This is a genomic window from Sinorhizobium sp. 7-81 (genome assembly GCF_030124405.1).
GTDB classification, from domain to species: domain Bacteria; phylum Pseudomonadota; class Alphaproteobacteria; order Rhizobiales; family Rhizobiaceae; genus Sinorhizobium; species Sinorhizobium psoraleae.
On the sequence record NZ_JASKLT010000009.1, the window covers coordinates 148,188 to 164,080 of the forward strand.

Annotated in this window: 12 protein-coding genes; 3 read left to right on the forward strand and 9 right to left on the reverse strand. The window is 64.4% G+C overall.

Annotated features, from left to right (window positions below; genetic code table 11):
- Positions 1 to 48: 48 nt before the first annotated feature.
- The 3 genes from QN224_RS25055 to QN224_RS25065 all read right to left on the reverse strand — a co-directional run bounded on the left by QN224_RS25055 (position 49) and on the right by QN224_RS25065 (position 3,712).
- Positions 49 to 1,791 (reverse strand): TRAP transporter large permease subunit, encoded by a 1,743-nt coding sequence (locus QN224_RS25055; RefSeq protein ID WP_283978824.1) that lies wholly within the window; start codon positions 1,789 to 1,791, stop codon positions 49 to 51.
- A complete protein-coding gene (locus QN224_RS25060; protein WP_283978825.1) occupies positions 1,788 to 2,456 on the reverse strand; it encodes a TRAP transporter small permease subunit in 669 nt (222 codons plus the stop codon). The genes QN224_RS25055 and QN224_RS25060 overlap by 4 nt, the downstream gene beginning before the upstream one ends.
- 113 nt (positions 2,457 to 2,569) lie before the next feature.
- Positions 2,570 to 3,712, reverse strand: coding sequence for a TRAP transporter substrate-binding protein (locus tag QN224_RS25065; RefSeq protein ID WP_283978826.1), 1,143 nt, complete (start codon positions 3,710 to 3,712; stop codon positions 2,570 to 2,572).
- Positions 3,713 to 3,904: 192 nt separating this feature from the next.
- On the opposite strand from QN224_RS25065, the gene QN224_RS25070 reads away from it, so the two are divergent.
- Together QN224_RS25070 and QN224_RS25075 are read left to right on the forward strand one after the other, a co-directional pair.
- On the forward strand, positions 3,905 to 5,239 hold the full coding sequence (locus tag QN224_RS25070; protein WP_283978827.1) for a sorbosone dehydrogenase family protein: 1,335 nt from the start codon (positions 3,905 to 3,907) through the stop codon (positions 5,237 to 5,239).
- 242 nt (positions 5,240 to 5,481) lie between these two features.
- Positions 5,482 to 7,299: an adenylate/guanylate cyclase domain-containing protein gene (locus tag QN224_RS25075; protein WP_283978828.1), complete on the forward strand. Its 1,818-nt coding sequence runs from the start codon at positions 5,482 to 5,484 to the stop codon at positions 7,297 to 7,299.
- Between the two features lie 130 nt (positions 7,300 to 7,429).
- On the opposite strand, the gene ftsZ is transcribed toward QN224_RS25075, so the two are convergent.
- Complete coding sequence (gene ftsZ / locus QN224_RS25080; RefSeq protein WP_173509967.1) at positions 7,430 to 8,473, reverse strand: cell division protein FtsZ; 1,044 nt, start codon at positions 8,471 to 8,473, stop codon at positions 7,430 to 7,432.
- A 278-nt stretch (positions 8,474 to 8,751) separates the two neighbouring features.
- Here ftsZ and QN224_RS25085 point away from each other — a divergent pair, with 278 nt between their 5' ends.
- Positions 8,752 to 8,952: a hypothetical protein gene (locus tag QN224_RS25085; RefSeq protein WP_283978829.1), complete on the forward strand. Its 201-nt coding sequence runs from the start codon at positions 8,752 to 8,754 to the stop codon at positions 8,950 to 8,952.
- An 84-nt stretch (positions 8,953 to 9,036) separates the two neighbouring features.
- Here the strand turns inward: QN224_RS25085 and QN224_RS25090 are convergent, their stop codons facing one another.
- From QN224_RS25090 to QN224_RS25110, 5 genes are all read right to left on the reverse strand, one after another.
- On the reverse strand, positions 9,037 to 9,537 hold the full coding sequence (locus QN224_RS25090) for a hypothetical protein (protein ID WP_283978830.1): 501 nt from the start codon (positions 9,535 to 9,537) through the stop codon (positions 9,037 to 9,039).
- Between the two features lie 222 nt (positions 9,538 to 9,759).
- Entirely contained in the window at positions 9,760 to 11,466 is a 1,707-nt protein-coding gene (locus QN224_RS25095; protein WP_283978831.1) for an HAD-IIB family hydrolase, read from the reverse strand.
- 301 nt (positions 11,467 to 11,767) lie between these two features.
- Positions 11,768 to 12,376, reverse strand: coding sequence for a glutathione S-transferase family protein (locus QN224_RS25100; RefSeq protein ID WP_283978832.1), 609 nt, complete (start codon positions 12,374 to 12,376; stop codon positions 11,768 to 11,770).
- A gap of 433 nt (positions 12,377 to 12,809) precedes the next feature.
- Entirely contained in the window at positions 12,810 to 13,880 is a 1,071-nt protein-coding gene (locus QN224_RS25105; RefSeq protein WP_283978833.1) for an ABC transporter ATP-binding protein, read from the reverse strand.
- Positions 13,868 to 15,892, reverse strand: a complete 2,025-nt coding sequence (locus QN224_RS25110; RefSeq protein ID WP_283978834.1) for an iron ABC transporter permease — start codon at positions 15,890 to 15,892, stop codon at positions 13,868 to 13,870. The genes QN224_RS25105 and QN224_RS25110 overlap by 13 nt, the downstream gene beginning before the upstream one ends.
- Position 15,893: the final 1 nt, after the last annotated feature.

The following is a 15,893-nucleotide window of genomic DNA, read 5'->3' on the forward strand; positions in this document are numbered from 1 at the left end:
AAACTACCACACCCCCGTCAGGCGAGGCAAGAATTGCGCGGGGCCCGCTCAGCCGTAGAGATACTCCGGCAGCCAGAGCGTCATGCCGGGCCAGAGATACATGAGGACCATGCAGAGGATGACGATCAGCATGTAGGGCATCATGCCGGCGAAGATCTGGTTCAAGGTGACATGCGGCGGCGAGACGCCCTTCAGGTAGTAGGCGGACATCGCGACCGGCGGAGACAGGAAGGCCGCCTGCAGGTTGACGAAGACGAGCACGCCCCAGAGAACCGGGTCGATGTCGAAGTGCCTCAGCATCGGCAGGAAGATCGGTACGAAGATGATGATGATCTCGGTCCATTCGAGTGGCCAGCCGAGAATGAAGATGATCGCCTGCGACAGGATCATGAACTGCACGGGCGTGAGATCGAGCGCCAGCACCCATTGCTCGATCAGCGCCTGTCCCCCGAGAATGGCGAAGACGGCGGAGAAGAGCGCCGAACCGACGAAGAGCCAGCACACCATGGCCGTGGTCTTCGCCGTCAGGAACACTGCTTCCTTGGTGCGTTTCCAGTTGAGCGTGCGCGCCTGAAAGGCGAGCAGGAAGGCACCGGCGGCGCCGACAGCCGCGGATTCGGTCGCGGTCGTGATGCCGAACAGGATGACGGCAAGCACGACGACCGTCAGGATGGCGAGCGGCAAGACGGAGGAGACGAGCATCTTCATCACCTGAAGCCGCTCCGCGCTCATGTTGCGATAGTAGCGGATGAGCACCACGACGGCGATCGCGGCGGCGATGCCGAAGGACACGTAGAAACTGGTCGCCGGCCCGTCGACCGCGGCCGGGCCTGCATCCGCCGCCGGCGCGCCGAGCTGCTCCAGCCCCTCCGGCGCCTCCGTCTCGGCGGAGGCCTGCGGATGGATGACGGCATACCACCACACGAGCGCGAGCGTGAAGGCCGTCAGGGAGAAGGGCACCAGCGCCGCGCCGAAATTCTTGACGAGCCGCCAATAGGTGAGCCGCCCCTCCCCGGTATCGAGCGCCATCGCCTTCGACGGCGAGACCAGGGCGCGGAAAAGCCCGGCCAGCATGTTTGGCGAATAGGCTGCCTGAAAGCGGGGCATCCAGGAGGCAACCGGAACCCGCGTCTGCTCCTCGGGCAGAGCCGGCGCGATCTTCGGATTGATCGCCGCCCAGCCGAGAATATAGGCAAGATAGAGGAGCGACAGGAAGAAGCCCGGAAACATCGTGGCGGCATAGAGCTTGACCACCGACTGCCCTGCCACCGCCGCATAGACGATGATCATCACCGAGGGCGGAATGAGGATGCCGAGCGTGCCGCCGGCGGTGATCACTCCCGAGGCGAGCTTGACGTCGTAGCCGGCGCGCAGCATCGGGTTCATGGCGATGACGCCCATCAGCACCACCACGGCGCCGACAAGCCCGCTGGCAATGCCCCAGAAGGTGCAGACGATGAGCGTCGCGACGGCGAGCGACGCCGGCACCCGCCGGAACGAGAGCTGGATGCTGTAGAACATCTTGTCGACCAGCGCCCCGCGCTCCATCACGTAGCCCATCAGCACGAAGAGCGGGATCGAGATCAGCACGTCGTTGGTCATCGCCCCATAGGTGCGCTGGACCATCAGGTCGAAGACGCGGTTGTCGATCCAGTGCTCGGCCGGATTGTAGAAGGCATAAAAACCGAAGAGCATGCCGAGCCCCATCAGCGTGAAGGCGGTCGGGAAGCCCATGATGATGACGACGATGATGAGCACCAGCATCGTCAGTCCAAGGAACGGATCGCTCACGTTTCGGCCTCTCCCCCCATGCCCCGTTGCCGGGCCGCCTTTTCGATGTTCTGCGCCCGCTCGATCGCCGCCTCGCGGGCTTCCTCGTCGACATATTCGCTGTGCGCGAGCTGCTCGGCGACGACGTCGATCTCCTCGACATCGCGCAGCCGGCTCGGCCATTCCCCGGTCCTGAGACACACGACGCAGCGAGCGATCTCGGCGAGCCCCTGCAGCATCACGAGCGCGCCCGCTATCGGAATGACCGTCTTGAAATAATAGATCGGCGGTCCTTCCGCCGTCACCGTCGAATGCTCGCCGATCCGCCAGGACAGCGCCGCATAGTCGTAGCCGGCATAGATCAGGGCGGCGACGCCGGGCAGGAAGAAGAGGATGTAGAGCAAAAGGTCGAGCACCGCCTGCGTGCGAGGCCTGAGCGAGCTGTAGAGGAAATCGCCGCGCACATGGGCGTTCTGCGCCAGAGCATAGGCGCCGGCGAGCATGAACAGCGTGCCGTAGAACATGTTGCTGGCATCGAAGATCCACGCCGTCGGCATGTTCATGATGTAGCGCTTGAAGACCTCGACGCAGACGAGCGTCATCAGGCCGATGATCAGCCAGGCCGAAGCCTTCCCGACCCAAACGCTGATTGCATCGACCCTCAGGAGAAAATGCTGGACGTTCACCCCGCGCCTCCCACCGGCGGCGGCAGACACGGCCGTGGCCGCATCACCGCTCTATCTCATTGGAATCGGTGATGTTTGCGGCCTCGGGCCCAGCAGCCCGAGGCCTTGTCGAGCTAAAGCTCCTTGGCCACGCCCTCCTGGCCGAAGTAATGGTCGAAGACCAGCCGCCGGCCGACGACGGTATCCTGTTCCCATCGCGTCGCCCGTTCGGCGAAGGCGATCTGAGACTGCAGGATCTCCTTGAACAGCGGGTTTTCTCCAGCCTTCTTCTTCACGACCTCGTCATAGACCTCGAGCTGCCTTTTCAGGATAGCCTCCGGGGTCTTGTAGAACTTCACCTGGTCCTTCGTCTGCATCTCGACATAGTCTTTCGAATAGCGGTCGATCGCCTTCCAGTGCATGTCCTGCGATGCTGCCTCAACCGCATTGGTGATGATCGCCTTCATCTGGTCGGGCAGGCCGTCATATTTGGGTTTGTTGAACAGGATCTCGAACTGTTCGGCGTTCTGGTGATAGCTCTGCAGCATGCAGATCTTCGAGACGTCCGGGAAACCGAGCACCCGGTCGGACGAGGCATTGTTGAACTCCGCCGCGTCGAGCAGGCCGCGGTCCAGAGCCGCGACGATTTCGCCGCCCGGCAGCGCATTGACGGCGGCACCGAGACCGGTGAAGACGTCGATCGAGATGCCGACGGTGCGGAACTTGAGCCCCTCGATATCCTCGGCCTTGGCAACAGGCTTCTTGAACCAGCCGAGCGGCTGCGTCGGCATCGGTCCATAGGGGAACGACACCACATTGGCGCCGATCGATTCATAAAGTTTTGCAAGCAGTTCCTTGCCGCCGCCGTATTTGTGCCAGGCGAGCAGCATGTTGGCATCCATGGCGAAGCCCGGGCCGGAGCCCCACAGCGCCAGCGCCGTCTGCTTGCCGTAGTGATAGACGAGAACACCGTGGCCGCCGTCGAGCGTCCCTTCCGAGACGGCGTCCAGCAGGCCGAAGGCCGGCACGACGGCCCCTGCCGGCAGCACCTCTATCTTGAGGTCCCCGCCGGTCATGTCGTTGACCTTCTTGGCGAAATCGAGCGCGAATTCGTGAAAGATGTCCTTGGAGGGCCATGTGCTCTGCCAGCGCATGTTCACGGGCCCCTGTGCCTTGACGATGCTCGGTGCAGCGACCATCGCCGCCCCGGCCATTGCTGCGCCACTCAGGAATTTGCGACGCGACGTCCTCCCCCCGGTCTGGGTTCTGCGTTTCATCTTTTCCTCCCGAAAACATAGGCTTTTTCGCCTAAGCATTTAAGAATACTCCTAATGACGCCCCGCGCAAAGATTGCAGGGAACGATGGCCGGGCACCGCCGTTAGGAGCGCGTGAGAAAGAAGCTGGAGCGGATCGAAGTCTCGTGAGACGATACGAGTGCGGCACGAATATTCCGCTCGAAGGACGCAAGATGAAAACCGGTGCGATTGGAATTGCAGCTACCGTCCTCGCCGGTGCGCTCGTCGCGGCTTGCGCCGGCGTTTCGGCGCAAGGACGTGCGGAGCAAAGCGGTGGCTACGGTCCCGACCCGACCTTGCCGGCGCCCAGCAGCACGCTGATACCGACGGTCAACATCGCCGAGGCCAAGGGTTGGCCAAATGGCGCCAAGCCGAAGACGGCAAGCGGGCTGAAGGTGAACGCGTTTGCCGGCGATCTCGACCATCCCCGTTGGCTGCATGTGCTGCCGAACGGCGACGTGCTGGTCGCCGAAAGCAATGCCCCCGCCAAGCACGACGAATATTTCAGCATAAAGAAGGTCTTCACGGACCAGGCCCAGAAGCGCGCCGGTGCCGCCACTCCGAGCGCCAACCGCATCACACTCTTGCGTGATACCAATGGCGACGGTGTCGCCGATCAGCGCAGTGCCTTCATCGAGGGCCTGAACTCGCCCTTCGGCATGACCCTATCGAAAGGCAAACTCTATGTCGCGAACACCGATGCACTCGTCGCTTTCCCCCACTCCGACGGCCTGACGCGCATGACGGCAGCTCCCGAAAAGATCGTCGATCTGCCCGCAGGAGACCTCAACCATCACTGGACCAAGGACGTCATCGCCAGCCGCGACGGCAGCAAGCTCTATGTCACCGTCGGATCGAACAGCAATGTCGGGGAAAACGGCATGGCCGCGGAGGAAAATCGCGCCGCCGTTCTCGAGGTCGACGCGGCGACCCGCCGCACACGCGTCTTCGCCTCGGGCCTGAGAAACCCGAACGGGCTTACCTGGAATCCGGACGACGGCAGGCTCTGGGTCGCCGTCAACGAGCGCGACGAACTCGGCGACGACCTGGTGCCGGACTACATGACCTCAGTGCGTGACGGCGGCTTCTACGGCTGGCCCTACAGCTATTTCGGCCAGAACGTCGACGCGCGCGTCAAGCCGCCGCGCCCGGACCTCGTCGAGAAGGCGATCAAGCCCGATTATGCGCTCGGCGCCCACACCGCCTCTCTCGGGCTGACCTTCGCGGCCGGCGCGCGGCTCGGGCCGGACTACGCCAATGGCGCCTTCGTCGGCCAGCATGGCTCGTGGAACCGCAGCGTGCGCAGCGGCTACAAGGTGATCTTCGTGCCCTTCCGCGACGGCAAACCCGCCGGCCCGCCCAAGGACGTCCTGACCGGCTTCATCGACACCGACGACAAGGCGCTGGGGCGCCCGGTCGGCGTGGCGATCGACAAGAAAGGCGCCCTGCTGGTGGCCGACGATGTCGGCAACGTCATCTGGCGCGTGACGCCGGCAAACGGGCGCTAGCGGGTTCAACGCGTAAGACGCAGCCGTGAATTCTATCATCCGACGGACGCCAACGGACCGGAGCGCCGTCTGGTTTTCGCCACAGCGGTCGGGCTGCTGCTGATCGAATGAAAGGCCCTGCGCCGCCGGCCGTCTTCATGGACTCCCAATTCCGCGATTGTTACTCTTCCGCGGCAATTCAAAGTGCCACAGCGATGTTCGTGCGTCTGAAATACGCGACGGCGCTGCAGGAGACGGGGCGCATGAAGCGACGGCTGGCAGCAATCCTGGATGCGGATTTTTCCGGCTATAGCCGGATGATGCGGCTTGACGAGGCCGGCACCTTCGCGGCGCTGAAGGCTCACCAGACGGAGGTCATTCTCCCGGCGATCGCCGGACATGGCGGGCGAGTCGTCCGGCAGATCGGCGACGGTCTGCTCGCCGAATTTCCGAGCGTCTTCGGGGCGGTCACCTCGGCGCTCGAGATTCAGCAGGCAATGCTCGGACGCAATCAAACCGCAGATTCCGACCGCCACATGCACCTGCGGATCGGCATCCACCTAGGCGACGTCATCGTAGAAGACGACGGCATCCACGGCGATGGCGTCATCGTCGCCGCGCGGCTCCAGGAGATCGCCCCGCCCGGCGGCATCTGCATCTCGCAACAGGTCCACGACCATATCGGGGCGAAGCTCGATTTTACTTTGACCGACCTCGGCCGCCGCACGCTCCCCGACATTCGCCACCCCGTTCGCGTCTGGCGCTGGATGCCGGACGAGGCGCCCGGCAGCACCGCGGCGGCGCCTCGGTTCGGTGAAGACGACCGGTGCGACCAGCCCCCATCCGCTCACGCCGCCCGCACTCTCCCCGATCGCAAGCGGCCGTCGATCGCGGTGCTCCCGTTCATCAACATGTCCAGCGTCGACGAACAGGAGCATTTTGCCGACGGCTTCACCGAAGAGCTCATTCACACGCTTGCGCGCTGCCGGTGGCTGCACGTCGTCGCCCGCAATTCCTCCTTCGCCTACAAGGGCAAGCCCGTGGACATCAGGAAGGCCGCCGAGGAGCTCGGCGTGAAATACGTGATCGAAGGCAGCATCCGGCGCTCAGGCAACCGCATCCGCATCACCGCCCAGCTTCTGCGCGCAGACAGTGCCACACTTCTCTGGGCGGAACGCTACGACCGGACGCTGGACGACCTGTTCGTGCTTCAGGACGAGATCGCCGGCCAGATCACCGGCACGGTCCAGCCCGAACTCGGCATCATCGAATTTGCTGCCCTTCGCGGGCAGACCGCCGCCGACATGGATGCCTGGGACATCTATCTCAAAGGTCTCTGGCACCTCTACAAGTTCAATCTCGACGACCTGAAGATCGCCAAGGACCTCTTCGAACGCGCGGTGAGCGTCGACCCGACATTCGCGCAGGCCTATGCGCGCCTCGCCTATGTGCACATCCAGCTCGGCTGGTATGGCGCGATGGACGAGCGCGGCGCGCGGATCGCCGACGCCATCCGGCTCGCGGAACGCGCGATCGCCCTCGACAGCCGCGAGCCCGCCGCCCATGTCGCCCTCGGCCGAGCGCTGGCTCTGCGCGGCCAGCCGGAACGCGGCATCACCCACCTGCGCAATGCGCTCGAGCTCGACGCGAGCTTTGCCCAGGGCCATTTCGCCCTCGGCCAGGCGCTCTGCTACGTCGAATGCCCGGAGGAGGGCATCGCCGAAATCAACGAGGCGTTCCGGCTGAGCCCGCGCGATCCGCATCTGTGGACGTTTCACAACATGCTGGCGATCGCGCATTACCAGTCGGGCCGGCTCACGCAAGCCGAAGCCGCCGCCCGCGCATCGCTCAGGCAGGAAAACACCACCTTCTGGCCGGCAATGGTGCTGACGGCAGTCGTCGGCGCCCAAGGCAACGCCGAGGCGGCGCCTGCGGCGCTCACCGAGCTTCTCAAGTTCCGGCCGGAGATGACGATCGAAAAAGCACGAGCCGAATTCTATTTCGGCGGCATCCCGGCCATGCCGGAACACTTCATCGACCGCTTCGCCACCGACCTCGAGCGCGCCGGCTTGCCGGGATAGGCAGCGCCGGAGAAGCTGCGGGACGAGAAGGCTCGCCTCGCACCCCCTGCTTCTCCGGCTCCCCCCGCCTAATCAATTCCACGGATAGCGTGCGACGGCTTTCCGCCGGGGATTGCCTGATTTCGCAGACCTATTGCAGCGTGCGCGATGGCATCTGTGCCGGCTGGCCGTTGGCCATCTCCGGTTGGCCCTGCATGTCGCCGGCCATGCGCGGGCTGTCGAGGCCCGTTGCCACCACCGACACGCGGAAGGTGCCGTCGAGCGTGCGGTCGAAGATCGCGCCGACGACGATGTCGGCCTCGTCATAGACCTCCTCGCGGATGCGGGTGGCCGCCTCGTCGACCTCGAACAGCGTCATGTCCATGCCGCCGGAGATCGAGACCAGCACGCCCTTGGCGCCGCGCATCGAGACTTCGTCGAGCAGCGGGTTGGCGATCGCCGCTTCGGCCGCCATCATCGCGCGGTTGTCTCCGGTCGCCTCGCCCGTTCCCATCATCGCCCGGCCCATGCCCTTCATCACCGTCTTCACATCGGCGAAGTCGAGATTCATCAGGCCTTCCTTGACGATCAGGTCGGTGATGCAGCTGACCCCCGAATAGAGCACCCGGTCCGCGATCATGAAGGCATCGGCGAAGGTGGTTTTGGCGTCGGCGATGCGGAAGAGGTTCTGGTTGGGGATGACGATGACGGTGTCGGCGCTCTCGCGCAGCCGCTCGATGCCCTGCTCCGCCGTCTGCATCCGCCGCTTGCCCTCGAAGCTGAAAGGCTTCGTGACCACCGCAACCGTCAGGATGCCGGCGCGGCGTGCTGCCTCCGCGATGACCGGCGCCGCCCCCGTGCCTGTGCCGCCGCCCATGCCGGCGGTGACGAAGCACATATGCGTGCCGCCCAAATGATCCATGATCTCGTCGATCGATTCCTGGGCCGCGGCATTGCCGATATCGGGCAGCGAGCCGGCGCCGAGGCCTTCGGTCACGGCCGCGCCGAGCTGGATGCGCCGCTCCGCCTTCGACATCGAAAGCGCCTGCGCGTCGGTGTTGGCGGCGATGAAATCGACGCCCTGCAGCTCTTCCGCGATCATGTTGTTGATGGCGTTGCCGCCACCGCCGCCGACACCGATGACAGTGATTTTCGGACGCATCTCCGTGATGATCGGCTTCTTGTACTCTGTCATGGCTGTTCTCCTTGGGCAGTTCCGCGGTTGAAAGGCTTGTCCGTCCCCGGAAACTGCGACGAAAGCGGTGCGGGCGCGAATCAGTCAGTCATTTTAGGAACTCAAAAAGGCCACGGAGAAGGCAAGAACGGCAAAAACGAGGCAAGTCCACAGCTACGTGGATGGGCAGGCGAACCGCAGTGCGGCTTGTCAAAGCGCGGAAGCATGGCCCCAGCAAAGGGAACAAGCACATTCCCCGTACGTTCGGATGGCACATAGTCAGTGGAGGAGTAGCTGCAATGGGTGTCGATCAGGCCCCTACCGAAAAGGGCAAACGATCCGCTCGCGGCTTGCACAAGAGCACCGCGGAAGAAGAGCAGAAGGTGGAAGCGCAGAAAGGGTCCGATCTCCGCAAAGGCGCCGAACGGTTCGACGAGCGCTCCAAAAGCTCTGACGGCAAGAGTGCAGGAACGAAGCAGAAGCCGAAGTCGAAGCGGTAAAGCCTCTCGTTTCAACCGCTTACTACAGCGCCGCGCGTCTCATCAGACGCGCAAAGGACGCTGTAGCTTTTTGAATTGCAGTAGCTATTCCTGATCGAAATATCTCATGATCGGAGGGGCCCCATCTGACGTGAACTGCAGGAGGTATTCCTCCTTGTTCGCGTCGACGCCCTGACAACTGATCGTCGCCGGCCCTTTAAACGGATTGCCATAGGTGCAACTGCCCGTAACGGCCTGAGAGCTTGGCGGTGTTCCCTCTATCCCGAGATTCAGAATAATCCCATCCAAGCTCTGCAATTGGGTATCGGCGTCCGGCTTCGCGCCCTCGATCCCGCTGAAAGTCACCGCCCCTTTTTCGCCCATCACGACGGTAAATCCGGTCCGGCCGGTGCTATAGATCGACTGGACGACTTTGCCGCCGCAAAGACCCGACAAGTTGTCACCACCCATCACAAGACGTTCGCAGGTGCCGGTGAGCATAGCTATGCCACTCAACTTCTGAAGTTCCTGGGCCGGGACAGGTGTACCGTAAAGAACGCCGGACAGCAGGGCCGCTGCGAGCACGTCACGTCGAAAATCGGGCATTCTTGTTATCATCAGCACAGTCTCAGCCTCGGTCGTTGCGGAGTTGTACTTGCGCTGAATTAACATCTTGCGAATGCTTCAACCACGTGCCTGCCGCCACGCATGAAATCACTCACGCATTCCAGCTCGGACAGCTCCTGACCCGCTCGTTCCAGCGCTTGGCGTTCGTGGTGACGTGGGGATTTGCACGCCAAAAACGTCGCCCATGGGCCGAGATCAGTTCTACCCCAATGCGGGCGCGGTGTAGCGACGGCGTACGGCCTCGGCGATCCTGTCGCGGCTCTCGGCGGGCGAGAGCGCGCGGTCCTCTTCGATGCCGGCGGCTTCCGCTGCCAGATCCGGATCGCCGATGCGCTCCTCGAACCATTTCGAATAGTCGCCGGCACGCAGATGATGCTCCCAGGTCTTGTCGTCGATTCCTTCGGCAATCTGCAGGAACATCATCAGATTGTGGGCGCGCAGGTTCATTTCGTTCTTCGGCCCGCGGAAATAGAAGCTTGTCTGCTCGTCCATATGGCCTTCGGCATATTTCCGCGTGTGGCGCTTGCGGGTCTGCCTCGGTTTCTCGACCCGGATGCGGCGCACGGGCGCGTCGGTCGAGCGTTGCCAGAAAAGAACCTCGTCCTCCTCCTGCGGCTCGTCGAGGCCGTCCGGCGGCGCTTCGCCGACGGTCGTGCAAAGAGCCTCGATCACCTCGCGCGCCTTGGGGCCGAGCGCTGCAACGGCGGTGACTGCCGCAAGCGCGTCGGGAGAAACGGCATCCGGATGGACGGTGATCATGATCATGCCCGAGCGGTCGTCCGAAAGCGCAAGCGAGGCACTGTCGCGTGACGCCGGCATGAGGTGATGGGCCTCGTCGATGATCAGCCAGTGCGGCCTGCCGGTTTTGGCCCGAAGCGCCGAAAGACCCGGCATGAGTTCGGCGAAGAACGCCGGCCGTTCCTCCACTTCGAAGCCGAGCGCATTGACCACGACGTTGTCCTCCGGGTTGGCGAGGAGCTCCAGCACCTCGCTGTCGGTTGGTGTCGCCGAACTGCTGCCCAAGGTCACGGCGCCCTCGAGACCCTCGTAGTCGCCCTCAGGATCGAAAACGCAGAACTGGCAATTCCGCTCCCGCATGCGCTCCGAAAGAGCCGTTGCCAGCGTCGACTTGCCGATGCCGGAGCTTCCGGCGATCAGCAGGACATCGGGCGGCCCGATTTCGACCGTCCCGTCGTCGTCCTCGCCGATCGGCACCTGGTGACGCGCATTGGCGCAGAGCGCATAATCGAGCTCGATGATCTGCCCGATCAACTCCTCCACACCGGCGCCCCGCGCGCCTTCAAGGACGAGATCGGCCGTTTCCTTGAGCGCAGGCAGGGCATTCGTGACCGCAGCACCGCAGCCGCAGGTTCTCAGGAGCGCGTGATCGTTCTCCGCATCGCCGACCGCCACGACGTTCAGGAAGGAAAGCTGCATCTCCTCGAGCGCCGATTTCAGACCGGTCGCCTTGTTGACGCCGCTCGGAAGCACCATCACCGCGCCCTTGTTGAAAATGATCTCGAGTTCGAGGCCGAGTTCGTTGATCGCCTCGAGAGCCGTGACCTGATGGGGCTCCCAGGTGGCGACGATGGACCGCCCGACAGATATTTCCTCGACACCTTTCTGCCGCAGGCGCGCGACGAATTCCGGCGGCGGCGCGGGCGCAAGCGGCCGCTCCTCTTCGGTATCGGGCGAATAGAGCAAGGCGCCGTTCTCGACGACGACCCTGTCGAAGAGGTCCGTATGGGGGAAGACGCGCTTGAGGTCCGGCAGCTCGCGGCCGGTGACGAGGAGGAGCTTGCGGCCGGTCGCCCTCAGTTTTTTCAGGGCCTCGAGGGTTTCCGGCCTGACGACACCGTCCTCAGCCAGGGTGCCATCATAATCTGTCGCAAGGGCCATGACATACATTTGCTCGCCGCCTCTCTTCCCGGCCGTCAAACGCGCATGTTCCTGGCGCGCATGTTCCCGGCCGTCGCCGTTGATCTCCCGGACAAACCGAACGTGCGAGCCCGACGCTGGTTCCCGGGCATGGGCGGACGCCGCTTTTGTTCAGGGAATGTTCGGCGCCGGAGCGGCGAACTCCCGCCGCAAGGGACCGACAGGCGCGTGGAGCCGACCTGCGAGCCAGAGCAATTCCAGGAAAGTATGTAACCGTTTTCCGTCGGAATTGCTCCGTTTCAAAGTTTCGAATGCCGTTTCGTTCCGGCGCTCACGCGTTCCAGCTCGGGCGGCTCCTGACCCGCTCGTTCCAGCGCTGCACGTTTGTGAGCGACGCCGGGATCTCCATGCCGAAGGCTTCGCCCAGCCAGCCGCAGACGCCGGCGGTGATATCGGCGATCGAGAAACTGTCGCCGGCAAGGAACGGCCGGCCGTCGGCAAGCTCGCGGTCGAGCCACGCCCATTTCTTCGGCACCGCCTGCCGCTCGGTCTCCGCAAAGGCCGGAAACTGCGTGAGGCGATCCTTGAAGAATTCTTCGGTGTGGAGCGCGACATTGCCGATCGTGGCGAAGATCACCAGTTCCGCCCGCCGGTTCCACATCTCGACCTTGGCGCGGCTGACGGCGTCGGTCCCGAACAGCGGCGGCTCGGGATGCGTCTCCTCGAGGTAGCGGCAGATTGCGACGCTTTCGGTGATGATCGTTCCGTCGTCGAGTTCCAGCACCGGTATCTGGCCGAGCGAATTGAGTTTCAGGAATTCCGGCGACTTGTGCTCGCCCTTGAAGAAATCGATGTCCGCCATCGGCAGCGTGATGCCCTTCTCCGCCATGAAGATGCGCACGCGGTAGGAATTCGGTCCTATGCCCTGGTAGAGCTTCATTGTTACCTCCCTTGTTTGGTCGATCATGATGGGCATTATGGCAACATTGATTGCAAAAGACAACCGGTTTTAGTTTGTATCTGGTTTTACAAAACAGAACAGCTGCGCATGCGAAAGCGCCGGCGATGCAGGCCGGCGCCTTCCCAAACCTCCCTCACTCCTGTGCTTGTCACAGGAGTCCAGCCACGGCGCGTCCGCGCCGTGAATGACCCGCTTTCAGCATGTGCGACGCGGCGTAGGAAACACCGGCCAACCCACCGCGTACGGGCCAAAACGCTCGACTGCCGGCCCTACGGAGTCTTCCGCGCCCAAGGACTTGGGCGCGCTGGATTCCTGTGACGTGCACAGGAATGAGGTGCGCGTGGTTAGCCGCTGGTCAGCGGACCGCGACCACCGTCGAGTGTGTATGTGTGGCACGCCGCCACCGCCACCCTCACAGCCGCCAGCCACTCGCGACCACGAACGGCACCGCCTGCCCTTCCGCGATCGCCACGCTGCTGAACGCCTTCAGGCGCTGGTCATCGCCAAGCGCAAGGTCGAGGGCGAAACGCTCGCCTTCGAAGACGCAGCACATGACACGCATCAGAATTCCGTCGGTGCCGCGGTGGACGTGTTCCGGCCGCACGAGAACATCGGCAAGGGACACGTCGGCAATCAGCCCGCCGGTCGCAGCATTTGCATCGCGCGACCCCAGCGCCTCCCGCAGCACCGGCCAGCCGAGTTGCCTTTCGCCGCTCTCCGCCAGCGGCAGCCGCAAAATGCTGCCGCGGCCGATCAGCCCGCCGACCACGCGGCCCTCCGGCCTTGCATAGATCTCCGCCGGCGGCGCCACCTGCAGGAGCCGACCTTCCGACATCACTGCGACATCGGTCGCAAGCGCCATCGCCTCGGCCTGATCGTGGGTGACATAGACCATGGTGGCGCCGGAACGCTCGTGGAAGGCGCGGAAAGTCTCCTCCATCGACTTTCTCAGATGCTGGTCGAGATTGGCGAGCGGCTCGTCGAGCAGCACCACGTCCGGCTGGGTGACGAGGCAGCGGGCGAGCGCCACCCGCTGGCGCTGGCCGCCGGAAAGTGCGGCCGGCCGCCGCTCGGCAAGCTCGGTGAGCTTGACCAGCGACAGCGCTTCGCCCACGAGCTTCTGCCAGGCAGCACCCGAGATCCCCCTCACCTTCAAGGGATAGCCGACGTTCTCCGCCACCGTCATATGCGGCCAGAGCGCATAGGACTGGAACACCATCGCCATGTTGCGCTTTTCCGGCGGCAGCGCGCGCTCGGCATCCGAAAGCCGCCGCTCGCCGTAGAAGATCGAGCCGTCGCTCGGCTGCTCGAAACCGGCAATCATCCTGAGCACCGTCGTCTTGCCGCAGCCGGAAGGGCCGAGGAGCGCGAGGAAGGCCTGCTTGCGCAGCGCGAGGGAAACGTCGGCGACCGCCGGCCTGCTATTCCCGAAGGACTTGGCGCCGAAATCCTTGGTGAGATGATTGAGGATCAGTTGCGCCACGGCAGCACGCCCTCCGGCAGGTACTTTGCGAAAAATTCAAGCGCGGCCATCAGCGCCATCACTAAGAGCACGACGAGCACCGAGAGCGCCGAGGCGAGATCGGACGAGCCGCTGTCGTCGAGATTGAAGATCGCGACGCCGAGGGTCTGCGTACCCGCCGACCAGAGCAGCGCCGAGACGGTGAGCTCGTTCGCCGCGATCAGGAAGACGAGGATGACGGAAGCCCCCGCCGCGGGCGCAATCAGCGGCAGCAGCACATCGCGCATGCGGCGGAAGAAGCCCGCGCCGGCAAGCCTTGCCGCCTCCTCGAGCGAGGGATCCATCTGGAGAAAGGCGCTCATGACAGGCTTCAGGCTGACCGCGAGGAAGGAGGAGAAATAGGCGGCGAGGATGATCCAGATCGTGCCGTAGAGCGAGACGCCGACGACCGGCAGCGGTGCGGCGAAGGTGAGGATGAAGGCGACGGCGAGCACGATGCCGGGTAGCGCATAGGGAACCTCGATCAGGATGGCGATGAGATTGGCGAGCGCGCCCTTCCGCCGCGTCAGCAGATAGGCGCCCGGCACAGTGACGACGAGCAGCCCAAGTGCTGCTGCCGAGGCGAGGAAGGCCGAATTCTTGAGCGCCGTCAGCGTGATCGACTGGCGGAAGAGGATTTCGCCATAGGCGCTGAGCGACACGGTCTCGAGATTGAGCGGCACGCCATAGGCCGGCACCAGCGAGCTTGCGACGAGCGCCAGGAGGGGCGCGACCAGCACCAGCGCCAGCACGGCCCATAGCAGCGCTTCGAGGGCGATGCGCCAGCGCCCGAGCGCGAAGGCGGCGCGCGCGCCGGAATGGCCGATCAGGCGATAGTCGCGGCCTTGGAGCGCGCGCTGCTGCACGATGAGTCCGGCGGCGGAAATCGCCGCGATCAGCGTCGAGATCAGCGCGATCTCGCCGAAAGTGCCGGCGCCGAAGCTTGCGAACCGGCTGAAGATCAGGGTCGGCAGCGTCTCGATACCCGCGGGAATGCCGAGGATCGCCGGAATGCCGAAATTGCCGATGCCGGAGACGAAGGCGATCGCCCCGCCGGCAATCAGCCCCGGAGTAGCCAACGGCAGCACGATATCGCGGAAGACGCGGAACGGCCCGGCGCCCGCAAGCCGCGCCGCCTCGATGCCCTCGCGCGGGCTTGCCGCAAGCCCGGCTTTGAGCGCCAGGAAGACGAGCGGCGCATGCTGCACGCCCAAAAGAAGAGCGATGCCGGAAAGCGAATAGAGCGGCTGCGGGCTCCCGAGCGGCGGCGCCAGCCCGAGCGTCTTGAGCAACGGGCTCGCCGGCCCGGACATCTCCACCCAGGCAAGCGCCGTCACCTGCGGCGGGATCATCATCGGCAGCATGAAGGCGAAGCTCAAGATCAGCTTGCGCCTGATATCGGTGAGCGCCACCGCGAAGGCGAAGAGCGAACCGAGGAGGAGCGAGACGACCATGCCGCCGGTGGCGGTGATGAGCGTGTTGCGAAGCGCCGCGAAGGTCGCCGGCTCGAAGATCAGCCGTGCCGCCTGCCCTTCGACAAGCCCGCTCAAGCCTGCCCCGGCAAGGCGCGCGAGCGGCAGCACGGAAAGCAGGAGCACGGCGCCGAGCACGAAGGGCAGCAGCCAGGCCGGCTCGCCGCCGGACGACACCCGCCGCTTGCGCCAGCGGAAGGCGAGCCAGCGCCCTCCCCGGCCGCCGCCCGGCGACCTCACCTTGAGGGAATCACCTTCAGTAAGGTGAGGCATCGCCGGCAGCTCGACGCCGCGTAACGCGCGCGTCAGTTCGCCGGGTAGTTTTACGGGAGCCGTTTGGGGAGGCCGGCTTTCCGCCGCCTCCCCGCCACCGAAGAGAAACCGCAATGGGCCCGAGCGCCACGCCCTCGACAGAAGACGTCGAGGCGGCTCCAGCAACTTGAAGCCGGAGCCGCCTTCCGCGTCGGATTCCACCGGAGCGCTCGCGCGCCGACTGCGGGCGATCTCGTCCGCTCGCGTCATG

Coding starts and splice junctions, on each gene's coding strand:
- QN224_RS25100 (WP_283978832.1), bottom strand. CDS start 12,376: ATGAAGCTCTACCAGGGCATAGGACCGAATTCCTACCGCGTGCGCATC.
- QN224_RS25090 (WP_283978830.1), bottom strand. CDS start 9,537: ATGCCCGATTTTCGACGTGACGTGCTCGCAGCGGCCCTGCTGTCCGGC.
- ftsZ (WP_173509967.1), bottom strand. CDS start 8,473: ATGACAGAGTACAAGAAGCCGATCATCACGGAGATGCGTCCGAAAATC.
- QN224_RS25110 (WP_283978834.1), bottom strand. CDS start 15,892: ATGACGCGAGCGGACGAGATCGCCCGCAGTCGGCGCGCGAGCGCTCCG.
- QN224_RS25065 (WP_283978826.1), bottom strand. CDS start 3,712: ATGAAACGCAGAACCCAGACCGGGGGGAGGACGTCGCGTCGCAAATTC.
- QN224_RS25070 (WP_283978827.1), top strand. CDS start 3,905: ATGAAAACCGGTGCGATTGGAATTGCAGCTACCGTCCTCGCCGGTGCG.
- QN224_RS25075 (WP_283978828.1), top strand. CDS start 5,482: ATGAAGCGACGGCTGGCAGCAATCCTGGATGCGGATTTTTCCGGCTAT.
- QN224_RS25095 (WP_283978831.1), bottom strand. CDS start 11,466: ATGTATGTCATGGCCCTTGCGACAGATTATGATGGCACCCTGGCTGAG.
- QN224_RS25085 (WP_283978829.1), top strand. CDS start 8,752: ATGGGTGTCGATCAGGCCCCTACCGAAAAGGGCAAACGATCCGCTCGC.